The sequence below is a fragment of the Bacteroides sp. AF29-11 genome (genome assembly GCF_003602895.1).
Classification (GTDB): domain Bacteria; phylum Bacteroidota; class Bacteroidia; order Bacteroidales; family Bacteroidaceae; genus Bacteroides; species Bacteroides uniformis.
On sequence record NZ_QTLY01000005.1, the window covers coordinates 312,212 to 334,418 of the forward strand.

General features: G+C 45.1%; 16 protein-coding genes and 1 pseudogene. 4 read left to right on the forward strand and 13 right to left on the reverse strand.

Annotated features, from left to right (window positions below):
• Nucleotides 1–2 precede the first annotated feature (2 nt).
• On the reverse strand, nucleotides 3–1,148 hold the full coding sequence (locus DWZ03_RS10765; protein ID WP_120129949.1) for an NEW3 domain-containing protein: 1,146 nt from the start codon (nucleotides 1,146–1,148) through the stop codon (nucleotides 3–5).
• A 188-nt stretch (nucleotides 1,149–1,336) separates the two neighbouring features.
• On the opposite strand from DWZ03_RS10765, the gene DWZ03_RS10775 reads away from it, so the two are divergent.
• A complete protein-coding gene (locus DWZ03_RS10775) occupies nucleotides 1,337–2,392 on the forward strand; it encodes a winged helix DNA-binding domain-containing protein (protein ID WP_005831685.1) in 1,056 nt (351 codons plus the stop codon).
• Nucleotides 2,393–2,398: 6 nt separating this feature from the next.
• On the opposite strand, the gene DWZ03_RS10780 is transcribed toward DWZ03_RS10775, so the two are convergent.
• The 7 genes and pseudogenes from DWZ03_RS10780 to DWZ03_RS10820 all read right to left on the reverse strand — a co-directional run bounded on the left by DWZ03_RS10780 (nucleotide 2,399) and on the right by DWZ03_RS10820 (nucleotide 12,222).
• On the reverse strand, nucleotides 2,399–3,475 hold the full coding sequence (locus DWZ03_RS10780; protein ID WP_035457791.1) for an alpha/beta hydrolase: 1,077 nt from the start codon (nucleotides 3,473–3,475) through the stop codon (nucleotides 2,399–2,401).
• A gap of 29 nt (nucleotides 3,476–3,504) precedes the next feature.
• Nucleotides 3,505–4,041: a flavodoxin gene (locus DWZ03_RS10785; RefSeq protein WP_120129952.1), complete on the reverse strand. Its 537-nt coding sequence runs from the start codon at nucleotides 4,039–4,041 to the stop codon at nucleotides 3,505–3,507.
• Nucleotides 4,042–4,446: 405 nt separating this feature from the next.
• Nucleotides 4,447–4,722, reverse strand: coding sequence for a helix-turn-helix domain-containing protein (locus tag DWZ03_RS10790; RefSeq protein WP_227212685.1), 276 nt, complete (start codon nucleotides 4,720–4,722; stop codon nucleotides 4,447–4,449).
• Nucleotides 4,723–4,725: 3 nt separating this feature from the next.
• Entirely contained in the window at nucleotides 4,726–4,881 is a 156-nt protein-coding gene (locus DWZ03_RS10795; RefSeq protein WP_016272734.1) for a helix-turn-helix domain-containing protein, read from the reverse strand.
• A gap of 378 nt (nucleotides 4,882–5,259) precedes the next feature.
• A pseudogene (locus DWZ03_RS10800) lies at nucleotides 5,260–5,978 on the reverse strand (DUF6047 family protein).
• Between the two features lie 949 nt (nucleotides 5,979–6,927).
• The gene (locus DWZ03_RS10815) at nucleotides 6,928–10,977 is read right to left on the reverse strand and encodes an ATP-binding protein (protein ID WP_120129958.1); all 4,050 of its coding nucleotides are present in this window, start codon (nucleotides 10,975–10,977) and stop codon (nucleotides 6,928–6,930) included.
• Nucleotides 10,978–11,187: 210 nt separating this feature from the next.
• The gene (locus DWZ03_RS10820; RefSeq protein WP_057089087.1) at nucleotides 11,188–12,222 is read right to left on the reverse strand and encodes a hypothetical protein; all 1,035 of its coding nucleotides are present in this window, start codon (nucleotides 12,220–12,222) and stop codon (nucleotides 11,188–11,190) included.
• Nucleotides 12,223–12,624: 402 nt separating this feature from the next.
• On the opposite strand from DWZ03_RS10820, the gene DWZ03_RS10825 reads away from it, so the two are divergent.
• Both DWZ03_RS10825 and DWZ03_RS10830 read left to right on the forward strand, forming a co-directional pair.
• Nucleotides 12,625–13,767, forward strand: coding sequence for an OmpA family protein (locus tag DWZ03_RS10825; protein WP_016272741.1), 1,143 nt, complete (start codon nucleotides 12,625–12,627; stop codon nucleotides 13,765–13,767).
• A 120-nt stretch (nucleotides 13,768–13,887) separates the two neighbouring features.
• Nucleotides 13,888–15,111, forward strand: coding sequence for an NAD(P)/FAD-dependent oxidoreductase (locus tag DWZ03_RS10830; protein WP_057089091.1), 1,224 nt, complete (start codon nucleotides 13,888–13,890; stop codon nucleotides 15,109–15,111).
• 249 nt (nucleotides 15,112–15,360) lie between these two features.
• On the opposite strand, the gene DWZ03_RS20210 is transcribed toward DWZ03_RS10830, so the two are convergent.
• Nucleotides 15,361–15,567: a hypothetical protein gene (locus tag DWZ03_RS20210; RefSeq protein ID WP_007665878.1), complete on the reverse strand. Its 207-nt coding sequence runs from the start codon at nucleotides 15,565–15,567 to the stop codon at nucleotides 15,361–15,363.
• A 51-nt stretch (nucleotides 15,568–15,618) separates the two neighbouring features.
• A complete protein-coding gene (locus DWZ03_RS10840) occupies nucleotides 15,619–15,981 on the reverse strand; it encodes a YtxH domain-containing protein (RefSeq protein WP_016278370.1) in 363 nt (120 codons plus the stop codon).
• Nucleotides 15,982–16,675: 694 nt separating this feature from the next.
• Here DWZ03_RS10840 and DWZ03_RS10845 point away from each other — a divergent pair.
• Entirely contained in the window at nucleotides 16,676–17,191 is a 516-nt protein-coding gene (locus DWZ03_RS10845) for an outer membrane protein (RefSeq protein WP_016272745.1), read from the forward strand.
• Nucleotides 17,192–17,344: 153 nt separating this feature from the next.
• Here DWZ03_RS10845 and DWZ03_RS10850 read toward each other — a convergent pair whose 3' ends face one another.
• The 3 genes from DWZ03_RS10850 to bglX are packed head-to-tail and all read right to left on the reverse strand — an operon-like array spanning nucleotide 17,345 to nucleotide 22,207.
• Nucleotides 17,345–18,901, reverse strand: a complete 1,557-nt coding sequence (locus DWZ03_RS10850; protein ID WP_120129961.1) for a right-handed parallel beta-helix repeat-containing protein — start codon at nucleotides 18,899–18,901, stop codon at nucleotides 17,345–17,347.
• A 30-nt stretch (nucleotides 18,902–18,931) separates the two neighbouring features.
• Nucleotides 18,932–19,903 carry a phosphodiester glycosidase family protein gene (locus tag DWZ03_RS10855; RefSeq protein ID WP_120129964.1) on the reverse strand — a complete coding sequence of 324 codons (972 nt, stop codon included), beginning with the start codon at nucleotides 19,901–19,903 and terminating at the stop codon, nucleotides 18,932–18,934.
• Nucleotides 19,904–19,930: 27 nt separating this feature from the next.
• Entirely contained in the window at nucleotides 19,931–22,207 is a 2,277-nt protein-coding gene (bglX, locus tag DWZ03_RS10860; protein ID WP_120129967.1) for a beta-glucosidase BglX, read from the reverse strand.

Consider the following 22,207-nt stretch of genomic DNA (forward strand, 5'->3'; position numbering starts at 1 on the left):
GCTCACCTCCTTCCATATTTACGGAACAGATAGCATACGGCACCTATGGCAACGATTATTATCAAAACGCCCACCCATCCCCATATCATCGGGGTTTTCACGGCAATGCGGAATTGGGCGTCTGTATTCACTTCAGGAGTTTTGGCCGTCATGGTAGCCACATAATCTCCGGGCAATGCCTTTTTGGATGCTTTCATGGTAGCTACGACATTGGCCGTTTCCCCCGCCTTCAGCATATCAATCTTCGAAGGCTCAAAAGACACTTCCCAGTCCACGGGCTTATTGGCAGAAAGCTGGATATCTTTCAACAATGAAGAACCGGTATTCCGGACCACCAACTCGATACGCTTCACATCTCCTGCTGTGATTTCGGTACTCAACAATCCTCTGGGCGTGGACAATTCCATCTCGTAGGAACCCGTGACAACAACTTCCAGCTCCAAGTCGGCAGAAGTCGTACCAGTAGCCGCACGTACCGGAATCTTGTAATTGCCGGCTTCCACATTGGCGGGAGGGACAATCTCTATACTCACATTCTGGCTGCTGTTCGCTTCCACCTGGGCAGAAGTGGCCTGCTTATAGTTAGGCTTGAACACGACACTCCAGCCTCTGGGGGCATTGGCCATCAGCGCATACAGCTGCTGGTCGGCCGTCTGGTTTTTCAAAGTGGCATTGAAGGTAAAGGTGGACTTGGAATTGCCCTGCATATTGGGCTGGTCGGTAATGAACTCGGTCTGGTAAGTTCCTTTCTGGGCCACGACCACCTCCAGCGGCAGTTTGGTTTCTCCGGCAAATACTGTGAAATGATAACTTCCTTTATTTACTTTTAGAGGAACTTCCACTTTCAAATTGAACGTTTTCTTTTCCTTGGACAGTACAGAAAGCTGGCTGAGGGTCCAGCCGCCTGACTTGATTTCATGCTTCCAACTGCCCGGCAATCCGCTGACCGAGAGATTTGCATTTGTAACCCCGTCCGTGTTGTTAATCAAATCAATGCTGTAATCAATGGACGCTCCGGGCGTCACGGAAATTTTTGTGTAAGGAGTGTACAGAATTATGCTTCCAGATTCATCGGCATGTACACGATTTAAGGGAAAGGCTCCCAACAAAATAACTAACAATAAAATACAATTTGTTCTCATAGTCATAAAAAAGTTCTTATGGTTGTTTAATTATGAATATTTTCCAAATTTGTGTGTTGCAAAAATAAAAGATAGCTATATTAGTAGCTGTTAAAAGAAACAAAAGAATATAATTGCGGACACGATATACCCTGCGATGACCTGCTTTTCTTATCTTTGCGATTCCTATTGATACAAACGAATACCATACCGACATGAGAATCCCTGAAATACGCTTACAGAACCAGCAACTGTCCACTCCACTCTTCGGCCACCCGAAAGAACTGATCTCCTGGATGGGCGCCATGCAGGCACAAGACTATACAATGGTGAAATGGGCCGTAGGTATGCGGCTGAAGTCACCGGGAATTCAAGCCGTGGAAAAAGCCCTGCATCAAGGGGAAATACTGAGAACCCACGTAATGCGTCCCACATGGCACCTGGTAGCAGCAGAAGACATTCGTTGGATGCTGAAACTCTCTGCACAACGCATCAAATCCGCCAATGATTCTTATGCAAAAGGACATGGTCTGGAAATCACGGAACAGCAATATGACAGAAGCCATACCGTACTTGGGAATATCCTCAGCGGGAAGCGAAGCCTGACGAAACAAGAGATTGCGGAACATTTTGAACGTTCGGGACTGCTTGCAGACAACTACCACATGACCCGCTTTATGTCGCGTGCCGAAGTCGAAGGAATTGTGTGCAGCGGAGAATGCCATGGACGGCAACACACCTATGCCCTTCTGGACGAAAGAGTTCCACCTACCCCCGAACTGACGAAAGAAGAAGCGCTGGCCCGCCTGGCTACAGCCTATTTCCGCAGCCATGCCCCTGCTACCCTGCAAGACTTCTCCTGGTGGTCTGGTTTGCCTTTAACGGAAGCAAGGCAAGCCATTTCTCTGATAGAACCGGAACTGATGTCCGAACAATGGAACAGCCAGACATGGTACATCCATGACTCCTGCCGGACATCTGGAAAGGCGACCGGTAACCTGCACCTTCTTCCCTCCTACGACGAATACCTGATAGGATACAAGGACCGGACAGACGTCCTACCCAAAGAGGACTATTCCAAAGCTTTCACCAACAACGGATTGTTCTTTCCGGTACTTCTCTATAAGGGGCATGTAGTAGGAAATTGGAACAAGGCGTCCAAGAAAAAAGAAATCTTCCCGGAGCATTCGCTTTTCCGGAAAGACATCTGCCTGAAAGAGGAGTTGCTGAACCAGGCTAAAGAAAAGTACGTCCGGTTCCTAACACATTAAAGGCGGTCATCGAAGATTTTCATTGAAGAATCTCTCTATTTTGCCGAATGGAATTACCTCTATATTGTCATACAAGTCTACATGGTTTGCACCGGGAATAATCAGCAGTTCCTTATTATCACCCTGCAACTTTTTAAAAGCATCTTCACTGAAATAACGTGAATGGGCCTTCTCACCGTGCAGCATCAACACTGCACTACGGATTTCATCACTATATGAAAGGATAGGCATATTGATGAACGAAAGCGGTGAAGTCTTGTTCCATCCGTGGTTAGAGTTGAGTGACCGCTTATGATAGCCGCGCGGTGTTTTATAATAGGCATGGTAGTCCTTCACAAATTGTGGAGCATCGGCAGGCAACGGGTCTACTACACCTCCTCCAAGAGCAAATGTACCGTTTCTATAATCCTCCGTACGCTGAGCATTAAGCTGGCGCCGCAATTCATGCCGTGCATCGGCATTCATAGAATCGAAATAACCGTTAGCATTGACCCGGCTCATGTCGTACATGGTTGCCGTAACTGTAGCCTTGATGCGAGTATCGATAGCCGCTGCATTAAGCGCCATGCCTCCCCATCCACAAATACCGAGAATGCCGATGCGCTCTGCATCTACATCGTCACGGGTGGAAAGATAATCGACCGCTGCACTGAAATCTTCCGTATTGATGTCCGGCGAAGCCACATAACGGGGCTGGCCGCTACTTTCTCCCGTATAGGATGGATCGAAAGCAATCGTCAGGAATCCACGTTCTGCCAATGTCTGCGCATACAAGCCCGAAGCTTGTTCCTTCACGGCACCAAATGGGCCACTGATGGCAATGGCAGGCAATTTACCCGTCACATTCTTGGGTACATACAAATCGGCGGCAAGTGTAATGCCGTAACGGTTGTGGAAAGTTATCTTTTTATGGTCTACTTTATCACTCTGTGGGAATGTCTTGTCCCACTCTTGAGTCAGATTCAAATTCTCTTCCATAAATTTATTATCATTATTAGGATTATTTTCTGTTGCAGACAAATGTCCTGCAGCACAAAGGCTAATAACCATCGCCGCACATATGTTTTTTACCATGTTCTTCATCTCTACTTCTTTAAGTTTCGGTTGGAAATTCATTTCTTAATCCATTGCTTGACAGTTTCCCGGCTCGCTCCATTCAGCAGCCTGCCTTTTCCCCAGTTTATGCCGGGGTAATTCGTCTGCAATTCCTTTTCTGCATTAGAAATACTGCTGCTTCCCGAAGTGGCGAATGGAATAACCGTTTTACCTGCAAAATCACCGCTTTCTATAAATGTATTGATGATTCTTGGAGCCAAATTCCACCAAATAGGAAAACCTATATAAATGGTATCATACTCCGCGAGACTTCCCAATTTAGAATACAATGCAGGACGTGATTTGGAATCCGACATCTCCACACTGCTGCGCGAAGCTTTGTCGTGCCAGTCCAAATCAGTAGCCGTGTACTTTTTCGCAGGCTGTATTTCGTAGAAGGTCCCATCAACAGCTTCTGCCACCAACTTGGCAGCCCTTGCCGTTGTTCCCGTTGCCGAGAAATAAGCTACCAGTGTCTTACCACCTTTTTTCTGTGCGTTAACAGTAATAGACAACAGCATAACTGCCATCATAAACAACACCAATCTTTTCATACGATATATTATTTAGTTGAAACATATAAATCCAATTGTTATAGCGATACAAAAGTAGCGGGTATTATTTATTATATAGGTATCCAAATTACTGATTATATAACCCGAATTACTGATAGATGTCCGAGAAGAGAAATAAAAAATCCCGTAAAATCAAGGTTTTACGGGATTTGTCATACTTTGAATCCTTTTTGTCTTTGGAGCTCTGCGGAGAGACAGGGAACGATTAACTTTTATTTCCCCTACTCATTATCAGCATCTTACCAAAAGCCTCTACTCCTATGACACCGAATAATTCACCGCAAATATGCTGCAACTTTCTTCCTGTTACACTCTTACTTTTACAAAGGTAGTAAAAAAATGGCATAAATACAAATCAAACGCTTGATTTAACGAACATAACTTTTATAATTTTCTTCCAATAACAATTGCAATTTTAGAAAGAGGATAAAGAAACTTACCACCTATAACAGTATAAGCTATCCCCTTTTCATCACGTAACTTTTGCAAAGTTCTGCTTGATATATGCAACACGCCACATACCTGTTCACCAGTCATATAAACCTCATTGGCGATAGGAACAGGCAAATCTTGAAATTCAAGTACCTCTTTAGAACATTTCTTAAGTATTCTCATCATCATTATGTACTCTTCTGACTGCTTTGTGATTACTCCATCCATATGTTATCTTGCTTTTTGAGTTAATACTCTGACCAAATCACTCTCTTTATACATATATTTGCCACCTATAAAAGAACACGGAATAATTCCGTATTCCCTATAGCTTTGCAAAGTTCGTTTGGAGATATTCAAAGCCAAGCAAACCTCCTGGGCATCCATTCATTTTTCCTTTTCAACAATTCCAAATTTCTTTTTAACAGCTTCAATCTGTGTGAATAAATCCTCAACCTGCTGTTTTAACCGTAAATACGCATTTTTCTCAATTACAACTAACTCCATAATAAATTTGATTTATGATTTTACTATTTGTGAAGCAAAGTAAAGCACATTTCCACATCCGACAAAACTTCCGGAATCAAAGTCACCCATTGGCGTACATTGTCCCCTAAAACATACCCTGAAATATTGTCATGTCATTTCTTTCCCCATATTTACTCAAAGTAAAAACTTTCAGAATCCCGATATAAAGGTGAAAGGCACATCACCGACATCCGCCGGCAATGCGCCTTCCAACCCTCACTTGTTTTCCGTTATCCCTTATATCCTTATACTTTTACTGTTCCGTAAAACTACTTTTTCCTTTATCTCCACCTTCTGCCGTGTATCGGAAAATTGCTCGCGCAACAGTTTTCCGACCAGTTTCTTTGCTCTGTCCTGCATCTCGTCATAAACATTCCATCTGTTCCGGCCCAGTAATGCTCTTTCTATCCTTTCAAATTTCTCATAGAAACTGAAATTATCAGGATACTCATCCATCAGTCCGTCCCTCGGATAACCCTTGTCCATGATATGAAGCAAGGTCATCCGGTCATAGTTATCCACGCTCTGGAACAGGCCAAGCCCCTTCTCATTGTCCGGCAGCCGGGCATAATTCTCCCACGTGAGTGAAAGGTCATACACCTCTGTCTGTACGCTTTTAAGAGCCGATTTATCAAGGAAGGCATCCGGTGGAATCTTCTCCAATAGTAACAGGGTATCGTTATCATCATAACAGAGGTTTATCTTCCCCGCCATCAGCGAAGGCCATCCCCGAAGTTCATACACGATCAGCGACTTTCCTTCAAAGTCCGGCTCAAAGAAACATCTCTCGATATTCTCCTCCATAAAGGCCCCATATTGGTGGTTCCCTTCATAGTTCCGGCTGAAAAGAAGCCCCCCTTATCCGTTTCAACGCCCGTATAGAACTTGTTCCCGTGCCTCAAATCATCCAGCATATCAGCCACCACTACGGGTGATAACTTTATTTCCTCCCACATTTCCGGAGTGAGCCGGCGGGTATAGGTATCATCCTTCGAGAACGGTTCTGTTTCATTTCACAGGCAATACACCACTTCCGACAGACGCTGGAATCTCTGTAACATAATCCCATGACTACATATACACTGCCGTCTTTTAGCGTTCCATTCTGTTCATTTTCCATATATCAAAGAGTTAAATGTTCATACTCTGTTTTTTCTTTTTAAACGGTATCCTCGTCTTCACTTCCGGCGGCGGAAACCGGGCATTATCCGGTCGCGCAACCGGCGGCGAGACAATCCATCGCTCATTGAGAAGCGGCGCACAGACCAGTCGCAAGTCTCCCAGCCTGTTGAACTTTCTCAGTGTGGGTGCCATGTCGCACCGCTTCGTGCAAATCCCGTATCGGAATATATCCGGTGAGGCGGTCTTGCAGTCCCCGATTTCCGCCCGAAATTTCGCGTCCAACGGTGCCACCTCATGGAGTCTTAATTCCTTTGGTTTTCGTTTCTCGTCCAAAAAGTGTACGGTCAAATCGTTCAAAAACTCTTCATGCGTTCCGACAGCCAACATATCAGCAAGCGGCTACGGCTGCATATCATGTGTGAAATCCACGAGGCTATCTGCCGCCTTCGCTATGGCGGCGAGCCCGTGGACTGACCTGCCAACCCCACACCTGAATATCCATCTTAAAAAAGTCGGGCAATCCCTATGCGGCTGCCCGGATTTTCAATATTTTTCCATACCTCTTTCACTCAATATGATTGTCTATTCATGCCAGTTCTACACATAGTCCAACACGATGGTCGAGGAAGAGAGACCGCTCCGCATGACCATCTTATCCACCGTGATCGGAGTAATCACGTAATCATATTGACAATAGTGTGGAACCCACCCTAAGCATTCACCCTACCTGATGTAACGACCAGTATCAAGTCGATAGTACTCTCTCTGTTTTTTATCAACTCATCAACGGCTTCCCACACTTCCTCCCCCATGGCACCGATAATCGGATAGGCTTTCTTTCGGATGCGTTCCCATTGCTACTTTGCGGTATTCACTAGGGCTTACACCATAATGTTTCCTGAATACTTCCCTAAAATATTTTGCATCACTGAATCCGGTTGCATCCGCAACTTCTATTATCGTGCACCTTTCCTGGATTAGCAGGTTTGCCGCATGTTGCAGGCGGATGGAACGGATGTAGTCGGCCGGTGCGTATCCTGTCAATGTCTTGAGCTTGTTGAAGAAACTCGAACGGCTCATGTGCTGGATTTCACAGAGGGTGTCCACGTTGAAATCAGGACTGGTAATATGTTCCATAACACATTCTCTCACGGTGGCAATGAATTTCCAGTCCAATGCGTTACTGCATCCTTCAGGTAACGGGCCGGTACCAGATTTTAGTCCGGCATATGTTTTTCGGAGCAATATCCGGTTGCGCAGTATGCTCCTGATGTTCGCCTTGAGCACATTCACACTGAACGGCTTGGTTATATATGCATCGGCTCCCTTGTCCAACCCCTTGAGCATATTTTTCTCATCGCTGAGTGCCGTCAGCAGGATGACCGGAATATGAGAGGTTTCAATGTCCGACTTGATGGCTACACATAGTTCATCACCGCCCATCTCCGGCATCATGACATCCGAAAGGATCAGGTCCGGGTTATATTCCCTTGCCACGACCAACGCGTCGCGTCCGTTTGTGCATGATTGGACGTGGTAGTCCTGTCCCAAGAGTCTCTCAATGTATCCCCGCAAGTCATCGTTGTCCTCCACTACAAGAATACGTGATGAACTTTTGCCATTTTTCATCGTTTCCATCCGCAGTTCGGCAGAACACGTTTCCGGTTGTGGCGGGGCTGCATCTTCCGTCTTTGCCACTGTTATGAAACGTGCCTTGCGCAAATGCCTGTTTCCCATGGGGAATGTAACACGTACACAGGTACCTTCCCCTTCCGTGCTTGATATAAAGATCCTTCCCTTATGCAAACGTACCAGTTTGCAGACCAGCATCAGGCCGATTCCGCTTCCCGGCACTTTCTGATTAACGGCATTGCTGCCCCTGAAAAACCTTCCGCCCAGATATTTCCTCTCCCCGGCGGGAATTCCAATCCCCGTATCACTTACCTCTATGCTCCATGTATTCTGTTCAGTGTAGGCACAAACATGGACATTACCATTTCGGGGGGTATATTTCAAGGCATTTGACAATAGATTCTTCAATATGGAATCCATTTTGTCCCTGTCAAACCAGACATTCATAAAAGGGAACTTACTTTCACATGAGAGGTTGACATTTTTCTGTGACGCATATGTCCGGAAAGTTTCGCAAGTACTTTCCAGGTAGCTGTGCAGCTCATATTCGCCAACATATAATTGTGAGGTGTAAACGTCCGCCCTTTCGAAATTGATCAGGTCGGTAACCAATTGCAGGAGGTTATTCACGCTTCTCAAGGCCACTCCCACGTTATCCGTCCCTTCCTCTTTTACCTGCTGCCTTTCCACCACTTCTTCCAAAGGAGCTTTTATCAGAGTGAGGGGGGTACGGATATCATGGGCGGTATTTATGAAGAAGCGTGTCTTTTCCTCCGATAGCCTTTTTTGTCTGCGCAACATGACGATCCTGACTGCTATTGTAACGGCTGATATGGCAAGAAGTGCATATCCCGCTATGGCCCATGCGCTCGCCCATGGTGGACGGGCGACAACCACTTCAATACTTTTCTCCTCATAAACTTTGTATTTTTCTTCGTTGGATATGGCACAGATATGCAGGATGTACTTGCCTGGGGAAAGACCGGTGACCTGTATTTGCCCGTCCTGCAACGGGTGGCTCCAGCCGTTATAGGCGCCTTCCAATTTCCATGAGTACAGAATGTTTGAAGGATAATCATAGTTAATGGATATTGCTTCCAGGGAGAAGCTGCTCTGGTCATAAGCCAGTTCAAGTCTGTAATTACCAGCAATGTCCTTTTTTAACGGCGACCCTTCCTCACCAGGATAGACCGGACGTGAAGAAACGGTAAAATCCCTCAGGAGCATCTGTGAGAACTGTGGAACGGGAATCTGCAAGTCAACCGGAAATATGACGATGCCATCATTGCTTCCGAACACAAGACTGTCCCCATACTGGGTTGAAGCGCCGGCATTGAAGCATACGCTCATCAATCCTTGTTCCGCCGTCCAGTTTTGGAAAGTCCGGTCTTCATACAGGAAAGTAACTATGCTGTTTTCCGTACCGAGCAGCAAGCTGCCATCCGGTCTTGGAATGACAATATAAATGTTATCAGAGACAAGGGCACAGTTTTCCATGTGGTACTGGTGTATAAATTTATCGTTTGCACCGTCATATACAAGCAGTCCCGCTCCTCTAGTCCCCACATATAGTGTGCTGTCCGCAGCTTGGTACAAAGTACTGACATGGACTGTCTCGACCGGGAAATCTATGCGACGGTAATCTCCCCGGAGCTTGTCCAGCAGGTATAATCCCATAGTTGTACCTACCCAGATGCGTTCCGCGTCCTTTTCCAGTATGGCGGTAATGGACCCCAGTCCCGGGTAGAGTCGTATGTCACCGGTTTCAAGGTTGATGCGTTTGAGATTACAGTATCCGCCTGACCATATATCCCCTCCGGAGTCCTTTATTATGTCACTGATATATTGGTCAGGGCTTATTCCTGCCAGGGAGGAAGGTGAGATGTACTCCACCGTGCCTTTCTTCTTGTCAATCCTGTATATACCTGATGTATACCCACCTGCCCAGATAATGCCGGGTAATACCTCACAGAGGCTCAGGAAGATATTGTTGTCATCGCCTTTCAAGTGCTCGGAACTGCTAAGGAAGGAAGTCCACTGACCGGTTGCGCTGTGAAGCAGGCTGATCCCGTTGCTGGTGGCGAACCACAGGTCACCCTCGCCGTCCCGGACTACATCATGGACCTGGTTATTGGCCAGCGAACTGTTGTTGCCCGGTGAATGCTTGAGCCATTTGTAACTTCTGTAACGGTCGTTGCGTATTGTAATCCCGGTAGGATAATTGGCCATCCATATCCGTCCGTCCCCGTCCACATAAATATCATTGATGTTGTTCCCGTTCATACCGTTATAATTGCTGTAGTCGGCGGTTATATAAGGCCGGGCGGAGAGAGAATCAACGTCAATCTTGTATACTCCCCTGCCTCCCGTGGCTACCAGCAGTTGCCGCTTTCCAAAGGGGGTGATTCGTTTGATTGCCACGTTCTGTAGCGGACCGTCCGCGATGATGGTTGAAGTCGTGTTCATTCCGTATGCTATAATTCCTTCCTTGAAGGTTCCTATGAACAGTTGCTTTGAATCTTCGTGGAAATAAAGCTCACTTACCGGTATACGGATACTGTCAGTATATGTTCCGGCCACAGTTTCCAGGACACCTTCCTTTTCTATGGTTTGCAGTAACCCGTTTGATGTCCCTATAAAAAAGTTTGTACTGTCGGTCTGCGTGATTGCAGTAATATCGTCCGGGGCAGGAGAATCTATTCTGTCCGTAGTACCTGCGCGGGTATCATAGCGTACAATACTGTCGCCATGGCAGAGCCAAATACGGTCATTACTATCCATATAGGTACAATTGACGGTGCCTGATGTTACGTCATCCTGCAGATCGCTAAGCTTGTAGGTCATAACAAAACGGTCACGGGCGGTGTCGTACCGGAATATGCGTCCTTTTCTACCCACAACCCACAGCCTGTGCCTGCTGTCGGTATATAGCCAGTTCAGGTTGATTTGCGGCGCCACCTCCATACTTCCGTCAAAGACGGCATAATGTTTAATCTTGCTTCCGTCATAACGGTCTATCCCTTCCTGGGTAAGGAACCACATGTACCCGTGCCCGCCTTTCTGGATGCGAAAAATTCTCCGGTTGCTTAGTCCGTCCTCTATGCCCAGGTATTTATAAATTTGACCCTTGCAGGTAGTAAAAGTGGCTATTAGTAAAGGGAACAGAAAAAGCGCCCTCTTTAAAATCTGAAAGTATGTCATTTGTAGTAAAAGTGTGTTAAGTTAAATGTTACCCGCAAAAATAATAAAAATAGTTTAAATTTAAAAAGGCAATGCAAGTTAGTCATTGCCTTTTATAATGCGGATATCAGTTGGCCCGATTTCAGAAAAGATATAACATGCTTAAAAATGACATCAACCTGTCATACTGTTTGGGGGACCGAACTTCTTACTTGATTTAATGAAATACTGTCAGATATCCACCCTTTCTTGGGTCTTCCTGCTACCGTAGGCACCTGCAATACAGCACAATACCGCTCCGGAGAGAATTGCAAGGAACGAAATCAGTGCGGACCTCGCTGCGGCATCCGTTGCCTTATCGGCAGCCACGAGTGCCTCATGCTTGATTTCTTTCCATTCCTGTGCGGCTTTCTTCAGGGTCACCTCCAGTTTGTCTATCTGTTTGCCGGCTTCCATACGTGCATTTTCCAGCAAGTTCATATATTGGTCAATAGTTTTATTTGCTTCCGCTTTTGACATATTGGTGTTGTTTGCTATAGCTTTAGCCAAATCATTCCGGTCTATATTTTTGCTGATACTTTCTGTACGTTGTTTCAACCGGTCAAGGAAACTGTCAATGCTCTCATCCGCTTGTTGTGGGGAACGTACTATTTTTTTTACGGACGCTTCCAGGTCATCCTTCACTTCCGCCAGTTGCTTCTGCAGGTAATCCGGCTGAAGTTCCTTCACATCGCTTTTTAGAAGTGCGGTACGGATATTCTGCGGTATATTCCCTTCTTTCAGGGTTGCATTAAAATCGATTTTTCCGAACAGCTCCTTTGCGTCTTCAGATAATGCGGCAACTCCGTTTCCAACGGTATCACCTGTTCCAGACAAAACGCTGCCCGTAACGGACGAGACCGCTCCAAGAGTATTCACCGTCATTTTTGCCGCACCGACAGCCAGAAAAATTCCCAGTACCACAGCCACAATCAGTGTGGTCGCCCAGACCAGAAATCCGTGTATCATTCCGTCCATACCGGCCAGTTTCCCGGCCACAAAGCCTCCTGCAGCCATGCCGGCAACCAGAATGATAGCGGATCCGATTCCAACAGCAGTGCCGATGCCCGCAACCGGGTGATCTGATAATGGATCAAACATAAACAAACCAATACTTGAATTTAAAATAGACAGTAACACGGATATTGCCAATACAGTCATGACACCGCCGAAAACACTGCCCCAGGACACTCTACCCTTCAGTCCTGCGAAACTTAATTTTTTCATAATTGTCAGGTTTTTAATTAATACTATGATTTGTATCTCTATAAAAAAACAGCATTGAAAGAATATTTGTTTGATGAATATTTGTCATTTCAACAGATATTTGTGTTAAAAAACGCATGTATATATAAAGTTATATTTGATGCCGTTATATATAAATCCAAGAATTTGCACCTTATATATCTATGATGTGCTTTCACTGCCAATACAGGCTTCTGGCACCATCCGACTTCTTAAATAGATGTTAAATCCATTTCTATTTTTCGAACCATCCTTTTTAACGGGCTGTTTTTTAAACAAAGGTTATGACAAAGTAATTCATTAGATTATGCACAGTCATAACTACACAACAGACAGTACAACGTGTGTGACATATTTATTGTATCACTATTAATTTATTTAATTATGAAAAAATCTATCTTTGTTTTAGCACTAAGCATGAGTATTCTTACCATGCATGCGCAAAATGACCGTACGGCCCTTGAAGGCACACGCCCTGGTGACAACTGGTCTATTGAACTGAAAGCTGGTGCTGTAACCCCTTTGACTCACAGCTCCTTCTTAAAAAATGCCCGACCGGCCTTCGGATTCGGAATCGGAAAACAACTTACTCCTATATTCGGTCTAGGTATTCAAGGTATGGGATATGTAAATACCTCAGCCAGCAAAACTGCATTTGATGCTTCCGAAGTGAGCTTACTCGGTAAAGTCAACCTGATGAATCTCTTTGGAGGTTATATGGGCGAACCACGCATTTTTGAAATCGAGACTCTGACAGGTATCGGCTGGCTACATTACTATCAGAATGGCCCCGGTGATACAAATTCCTGGTCTACACGCCTTGGTCTAAACTTGAACTTCAACCTAGGTGAGGAAAAAGCATGGACACTCGGTATCAAACCAGCTATCGTATATGATATGCAAGGAGACTTCAGCAAAACTAAAAGCCGTTTCAACGCCAACAATGCCACTTTTGAACTGACTGCCGGACTGACCTACCATTTCATGTGTAGCAACGGCTCACATCATTTCACAACAGTGAAGCCTTACGACCCAGTAGAAGTAGGCGAGCTAAATAATGCAGTCAACCGTCTGCGATCACAACTGAGCGACAAGGACATGCAACTGAGCAATGCCGTACAACAGGCCAACAACTTACAAAAGGAGCTGGCAGATTGCAGAACCCAAGCTGCCAACATAGAAACCGTGGTAAAAACCAACCGCATTCCAGAATCCATCATTACCTTCAGACAAGGAAAGTCCGTGGTTGATGCTTCCCAACTGCCTAATGTGGAACGTGTAGCCATTTACATGAAAAAACATCCTGAAGCTAAAGTCGTCATCAAAGGATATGCCTCTCCCGAAGGTAACCTCGCTTTCAATGAGAAACTGGCAAAAGCACGTGCTCAAGCTGTGAAGTCCATACTTGTAAAAAAATACAAGATTAACGACACCCGCATTACCGCCGAAGGACAAGGAATCGGTGATATGTTCTCCGAACCGGACTGGAACCGTGTCAGCATTTGTACTATCGAAGAAGGCAAATAATCTACTACCGTAAACGGAAAGCAAATTTCAATAAAACGGCTTTCCCATTTCTCACTCCCCCCTTACTTCACTCCTGTTTCTCAACAGGAAGAAAGTAAGGGGGAATTAACAAAATATATTATGGACTTACATTCAGGTTTACCCTATTGGATCGTCAGAAATTCCCTATTGGACTATTTCCACCCTTTGGAGGATGATCTGTCAACAGATATCGTCATCGTAGGTTCGGGTATAACAGGCGCTTTGATGGCACACGAATTGTGTCGTGCCGGAATAGAATGTTGCGTGATTGACAAACGCAGCATCGCAACCGGAAGCTCTGCTGCAAGTACCGCTTTACTACAATATGAAATAGACGTACCCCTCTGCCGGATGGCAAAAATCATCAGCGAAGAAAATGCAGCAACCGCCTATCATGCATGCCTGCAATCCATTTCTGATATAAAGAAAGTACTAAAGGAAACAGATGTCGATGCCGGATTTGAGCAATTGTCCAGCGTCTTTTATGCCAGCTGCTCGGCAGACAACAAACTTCTGGAACAAGAATACGAAATACGGCAAAAGCATGAATTGCCGGTCAATCTGCTCAAGAAACAAGAAATCAGAAAACGATATAAGGTGAAAGTGCCCGGCAATGCCCTGGTGAATGAAACATCCGCACAGATGGATGCCTACAGAGCTGCAACCGGACTGCTCACCTATCATATGAAGGAGAACGGTCTGAAGGTCTTTACCCATACCAACATAAAGAAGTGCACTGAAACATCTGATGGCTGTATCATGATAACAGACAAAGGAAATAAAATTAAGTGCGGATATGTAATCGTAGCCACCGGATTTGAGGCCGGACAATTCCTTCCCAAAAAAATTATGGATTTGACTTCTACTTATGCACTCATATCACATCCGGTAGCCCCCGAATATCTCTGGCCGGAACATTGCCTGATCTGGGAAACAGCCGATCCATATCTTTATATCCGTACCACCGACGGAAACCGTATTATTGTAGGTGGTGAGGATGAAAAGTTCAGCGATCCAGAGCACCGTGACTCACTACTCAGAAAGAAAATCCGTATTTTGGAGAGAAAAGTCAGAAAACTATTCCCCGATATCCCTTTCAAAACAGAAATGGCATGGTGCGGTACCTTCAGTAGCACCAAAGACGGACTACCTTTCATCGGCAATTGGCCCGGCAAGGAACGAATATTTTTCGATCTGGGATATGGCGGAAACGGAATCACTTTCAGCATGATCGGAGCGCAAATAATTTGTCATAAGCTGCAAGATATTAAAGATGAACGTAGTCACGTTTTCGGCTATGATAGAATCGAAAAATATTGGTAAGACAGACAAGAAGAAAATACCTCTCTCTCTGTGCATTCTTTTAGGTACGGATTTCACGGTTTTAATTTACCCCGTGTAATCCGTGCCTAAAGTATTATCATAATGACAAGTCTCATATACTTTTGACATTACCTTTGTATACTCCTATACAAACATCCCAAAACAAAAATAAATCGGTCACTTCTATCAACCAACACATTTTTATTTTGGGATATTCCTATCTATTCAGCATAAACAGCTATGTGACCATCAATACCTTTCAAGACCGGTCCCCAGCCACTGTGCCATACGAGGCTTACCATAAAAGTAATAGAACAACAATCCTACCCAACTGGTCAAAACTACCAGGATAATGGCTATTAACCTTCTTTCCGCCGGCGCATGAATACGCCATATCTCTAGAGCAGCTTTGATAGTTAAGACCAATCCTATAATCCATATTACAAATCCAATCATAATTCTTCTTTATATAAGATATTACTACTAACAGAATGATATATAAAAAAATCAATCAAGTTTTTTACTTGCTTCTTTTTTTACATCTTCATACCCTTCCTTTATTTCTGTCTTGGCCTTTTCAGCTCCTTGTTTGACATCTTTCTTCGCATCTTTCAATGCGTCCTTTACAGCATCAGCGCCATCTTGAACTTTATCGGCTACCTTATCCACTACAACTTTTCCGGTATCCGCCACTTTTTCCTTAGCTTCATCTAACAGGTCTTCTGTCTGACCGGTTATCTTATGAAAAACGTTACATACTTTTTCCTTCAATTTCTTGGCTTTTGAAGTACGTGAGAAACGATAAGCCAGAGTACCGATGACCGTACCTATTCCCAGGCCGATCCATAAACTAGAATTTCTATTTTCCATAATTAAGTTGGTTTTAAACGATTAAAATAATTAAAGTTCAATTTTCTTTCTGTTATAAGACAGAGAAGCGATCCCGATAACAATGTACCATAAAAAATACATAAACTATTTTTTAAAGTAACACACTCAGTTCTGAGATTTACATGTAAATATATAGATAGATATATCATCCGCTTATTTCCAATATAAAGGCATATCCTGCGATCCTTTATTTTATTATCACTTTACCTACCTGCGGGAACTTGAAAAGAAATAAACTATTGCCCCGATGACAGAACTGGCTATTAGCCTGACCCGCAAATCAAAACTTAGACTTTTCATGGCTGTAGATTTTAATAATGAAACAATCCTGATATTTTATCCTTTCGTAACAATGCAGGTTCAGTCAGTTACGACAATGTAATATACCACTTGCTCCTTTCTCTACAAACTGGCAATTCAAATGTAACCAACTTTAATCCCTGCCATATACTAAAAACACAGCATTAAAAAAAATGGTTCGAGGCATAAAAACGGAATTAACATCATTTTTTGCTTTATAAAAAATTGAGAAAAGCGCTCGTATATTAACATCAAAAGTCTTTGTATATGTAACAATATATAGCAAACAAATGTAAGCAAACGTTTGTTATTTCCATTAAAAGGAGATCATTCTTCTTTTAAATAAATATTTTATTAACTAAATGCCTTAATTATGAAAAAATTATTCTTGCTGGCCATGATTGCATTGGCATCTGTGGGCATAAATGCCCAAACAGTTAAAGGTGAAGGCTCTTTGATGGGCAACATCGGTTATCAAACGAACTATGAGAGGTTCGGTTTGGGAGTACAAGGACGTTACGCGATAGCGAATAATCTCCGGATTGCTCCGGATGTAACGTTCTACTTTCCTAAAGACAAAGTTACCGGACTGGATGTAAGCGTGAATTTCCATTATGTATTCAACTTTAAAGAAGACGGCCAAGGATTTTCGGTCTATCCCCTTGCAGGTATCGGCATGCAGAACAACTTCTATGGCAAAAAGAGTGTTGAGATAGACGGGAAAGAAATGGAAATGGACCGGAGCAACTCTACCAAATTCGCTTTCAATTTGGGAGGAGGTATCACATTACCCATCTCCGAACGGAGTTATCTGAATGCAGAAGCCAGGTTTATGTTTGCCAAAGATGACAATGTGGCAATCATGCTGGGATATGGATACAGATTCTAAAAAGCCAGCACGCTGATAATCTAATTGTTTTTCAAATAATAAACACCTTTATCAGGCATTTACAGTGTCATTTTACCGTTAAGTAAAATGACACTGTATCTTAAGTAACACATCGCTCACGCTCTATATTACCTGCTCTTCCATTACACAAATTCAATGCAGAATGACGGGGTCCTGGTCTACCCCATAATCTTCCGGTTTATAATATCTATCTTTGGAAGGAGTCGCCAAAAAACAACTATTTCCCAACACATCACAAATAGCAGGATACACTTTTCCTCGGGGCGTTCTCAACAGTAAGATACAATATTCGTCCTTAACAACATATCCCAGCTGGAAGGAAGTTCTATCCGGGCTTTTAAGCATCCTGCTATGTATTTCGGGTTCCCCTCCTGCAAAGAGCAAATCCAGTTCTACCACACCATCTTTTGCCAAATCCAACTTTAACAAATTACGATACGGAGAAGCAAACACAGCTCCCAAAACGTACCACTGCAAGCTATCCACTGCCTGTAAACCACCTGTTGCCTGCTCCGGTGCGGACAGCACATCACATCTTTTTTCCCTTATGCGTTGCATCAGGGAGAAATCGAAAGGACTTAACAAGTGAGAATTTCTCATTGCACAATTCACAAACGAAAAATTCCCCTCCACATCATTCTTTATAGCCTCAGGGCCGACATCAAAGATTCTATAACCCTGTTTTGCCACTTCGATGATACAGTTCGACATCTTCGCTTGAAACGGAGTCGCCGCCTTATGGTCCCGATAGAGGAAAGAAGTCCCGAAATCCGACAAATAGGAATAGAAGATGTTCTTGTCCAGCACCAACGTAGGATTCCTGTCTGCCGCAACCACAATACCACGGTCCACCGTGTCATAATACACCTCGTTGAAAATGAAAAAGCCATCCGCTTCCACACGTATCCCTTCCGTAGAGCGGAAACCTTTCACCCCCAAGTCCAGACCGCCAGTGGTGTGCATGGAGAGAATATGCAGGTTATTCAAAATATGTCCCGCCGACTTTGTCACGAGTCCATACTTCGTGCTATATATGAAAGTATTGGAGATCTTACAGTCACAGCAGGCCTGATCTATATAAATACCATATACCTCTTCGTTGGACGAAATGCCTTGTATGGTCACATTGTCTATTTTGGTGTCACTGCTTCCCGTTCCTCTGAAGTCGTCGGTAACGCTGATGCGGATATGTGTGTTGCGCCCCTTAAACAAACTAATGCTTTTCAGGGAAACCAGCTGTTTCAATCCGTTGACCATGATTCCGTTCTCCACATTATAGCAGTCGAACATCCCTCCCTCGATATAAGAGAAGCGACGGTGAGTGACATCGGGTGTCGACATCTCCGAATAGCCAACCTTCAACAATGCTTCCAAGGGCAAATCGGTCTTTATCAATGCATTCTTGTCAAAAACAATATTTACATTCTTCGTATAGTCGTAGGGCAAGATGATAGGTTCCGACAGATTATAGGTACCGACAGGAAAATACAACGTCTTCCCGTAGCTCCTCACGACAAGCTCATTCAGTTCAGAGCCTATCACAGAACCGTCGTTCCGGACACCATGCCTAATGACAGAAACGATGTCATTGCCTCGCTCCACACGCTTCTCCGCCCAAAGTGGCTGGAAAAAGCAAAAACATACAAAGAAGCTACAAAGAATAATCCAGCTACATTTCTTTTCTTTCATTGTCTTGTTCTTCAAATATTACTAAAGTACTTATTTTCGCATCACCAGAAAATGGGTAGAGACTTTCCGCTCTCCACGATGGTCAAAGATTCCGTTATCAGTAGGATAATTCACGACATTCGTAACATTGTCCCCTCTTCCTATGACATACATAGTCGTGGAACCTCCGCCATCCATATTCAGTGCATATTGCGGAGAGAAGTATTTCACGATAAAGCCGGTCAGTTCCTTTGCGTTCATGCCTTCCGCCTGACCGGACCGGCGTCCGTCGACGGTAATGAGCAGCAAATCTCGGTCTTCCGTCAAGGCAATGGCAGTACGGGGATGTCTGACTCCCTGATGGCGGTTCTTGTCTTCATAATCCAGTCCGTTCAGTTGTTCCGGCGTATATGCGGCATCCACAAAAGAGACGCCGCAAGGCACGTAATTATCAACCAGCATCGGGGCACTGGCTATGAGATTCCGGTGTGTATCCGCCTTATAGCATGCAATGGCATCCACCCCGTCTTTACCGGCAAACCATATTCCGATGTCCTCATTGTTGCTCCAACAGACAGCACCCTCATGCTTCCAGAAGCGGAGATGGTCGGGCGCCAATGCCACTTCCGAAAACACGGTATTTTCCGCTTTCAAGTAGATGGCTTCCTGCTCATACCCTGCATTCATTCCGGCTATAGCTCCGGCGGACTTGGCAAGTTCGGACAACGTAGAACACTCCGGAACATACCGCAAGGCAAGCGTATAGTCAGGATTTGTCAAATCAAGTTCCAATACATTCACGATCTGACTGGCATCCGAAACTTCATCTTTTGCTGCAAAATTATAGTAAATGATTCCGTTGGCAATCGTGTCCGTTGTCCAGTTTGTCTTATCAAGCAACGTAGGCACCTTGACAACCGGATTGCCCAATAATGTCTTTTCTCTATTTCCAGTAACAGAACAACTGCTGCATAGCATAGCCACTGACAACAGCAACGTAATGAAAAAAGTTATCATCTTCATATAAACATAATCTTCAAATTAAAGAACTTATTCTGCTTTGAACACCTTCGTCTGGACATCACGGCTGTTAGGACCGACCATCACTTGAAACTCACCCGGATCATACCCGTATTGCAAATCCGAATGGTAGTATTTCAAGTCCTCTTCTGTCAACGTGAACACCACTTCTCGCTTTTCCCCTTTCTTCAAGAAGATGCGCCGAAAAGCTTTCAGTTCCTTGACGGGACGTGCCACCTCAGCCATCACATCACGCAGATAGAGCTGTACGATTTCCGTACCGTCACAAGTACCGGAATTGGTGACCTCCACGGAAACCGCCAACTCCCCGTTCTTGGGAAGACATTCCGAACCAAGCCGCATATCACCGTACTCAAAAGCCGTATAGCTCAGCCCGAACCCGAAAGGATAAAGCGGCTCATTACTTTGGTCAATATAGTTACTCTGGTAGCGGTTGAACACCCCATCTTGCGGATCGGGGCGACTGGCACTCAAATGGTTATAGTATAACGGCATCTGTCCTACGGCACGTGGGAAACTGGTAGTGAGCTTTCCGGCAGGCACGGCGTGCCCAAACAATACGTCGGCTATGGCATCGCCCGCCTCACTGCCCGCAAACCATACGTTCAGTATAGCAGGAACATGTGCCGTTTCCCAATTAAGCACCAACGGACGTCCCGTAAACAATAACAGCACCACCGGCTTTCCCGTCTTCACCAGTTCTTTCAGTAACGCTTGCTGCGCATCCGGCAGTTCCAGTTCCGTACGTGAGGCCGATTCACCCGACATATCCGCACACTCACCCAAAGCGGCAACAATCACATCCGCACGGGCAGCCACCTGCAACGCCTCCCGAAGTAATTTCCCATTGTCTCCACGCTCCAAAGGACGGAAGCCGACGGCGCCTTTCTCCATTTCCTCCTCGTAATAGATATTGCTGCCTTTGGCATGAAGGACTTCGCCCCTGCCCTTCATCGCGTCGCGCATCCCATCGAGCAGGGAACGGTGGTCGGAAGGAACACAAGTCAGACTCCACATGCCGCACATATTGTTGCGGGCATCGGCCATAGGTCCTATCAGCGCTACCTTCTTATCCACAGAAAGAGGAAGCAGACTTCCCTCGTTCTTCATCAACACGAAGGTTTCACGTGCCACCTCACGCGCTTCCTTGCGGTGCTCGGGCGTAAAGATTTCCTTCTCCGCACGTACCGTGTCGCAGTATTTGTAGGGGTCGTCAAAAAGTCCCATTCTATACTTAGTCTCAAGCACCCTACGACAGGCACGGTCAATATCAGCTTCAGAAATGAGTCCTTCCTCCAATGCCGACTCCAAAGTATCCAGAAAACCGGCGGTTACCATATCCATGTCCGTTCCTGCCTTCAGAGCAAGCACGGAAGCCTCTTTCTTGTCGGCCACGCCGTAAGTTTTCATCTCTCCGATGGAATAATAATCGGTAACGACCATACCGCCAAATCCCCACTCGTTACGAAGAAGATCGGTCAGCAGCCACTTATTGGCAGTGGCAGGAATGCCATCCACAAGGTTGAACGCACTCATCACGCTCCCCACACCCGCCTCAACGGCTGCTTTATAGGGAGCCAGATAATTGTTGTACATGCTCAATCTGCTCATGTCTACCGTATTATAATCACGTCCCGCCTCGGAAGCACCATACAGTGCAAAATGCTTGACACAGGCCAGTATTTCATTATTAGCCTTCATAGCATCGCCCTGATAGCCATGTACGTATGCCCTCGCCATCAAAGCGCCCAAGTAGGGATCTTCACCGTTCCCCTCGGCAATGCGTCCCCAACGGGCATCGCGGCAGATATCCACCATCGGACTGAAATTCCAGCAGATTCCGTCGGCACTGGCCTCAGTAGCCGCCACGCGTGTCATCCGTCGGATGGCGACAGTGTCCCAGCTACACGACATGGCAAGCGGTATGGGGAATATTGTCTCATAACCGTGTATGACATCGGCTCCTACAATCAAGGGAATCTTCAAACGGGTTTCCTCCACGGCAATACGTTGCATCTCTCTGATTTTCCGTACTCCCTTCACATTGAAGAAGCCCGTGATTTCCTGCTTCCGTATCATTTCCGTGAGTTCGCCGTTCATCACCGTACCAGTCACTAAATCGCCTCCCGAGGGCAGGTTCAACTGGCCCAGTTTCTCCCGTACAGTCATCCGGTCCATCAGTCCGGTCACAAAACCGTCCATCTCCGTGCTATCCTTTCCCACAAACGAAGAACAAGCCTGCAGGAAGCATGCAAGCAGTACAACTGCAAAATATCCAACTTTCAT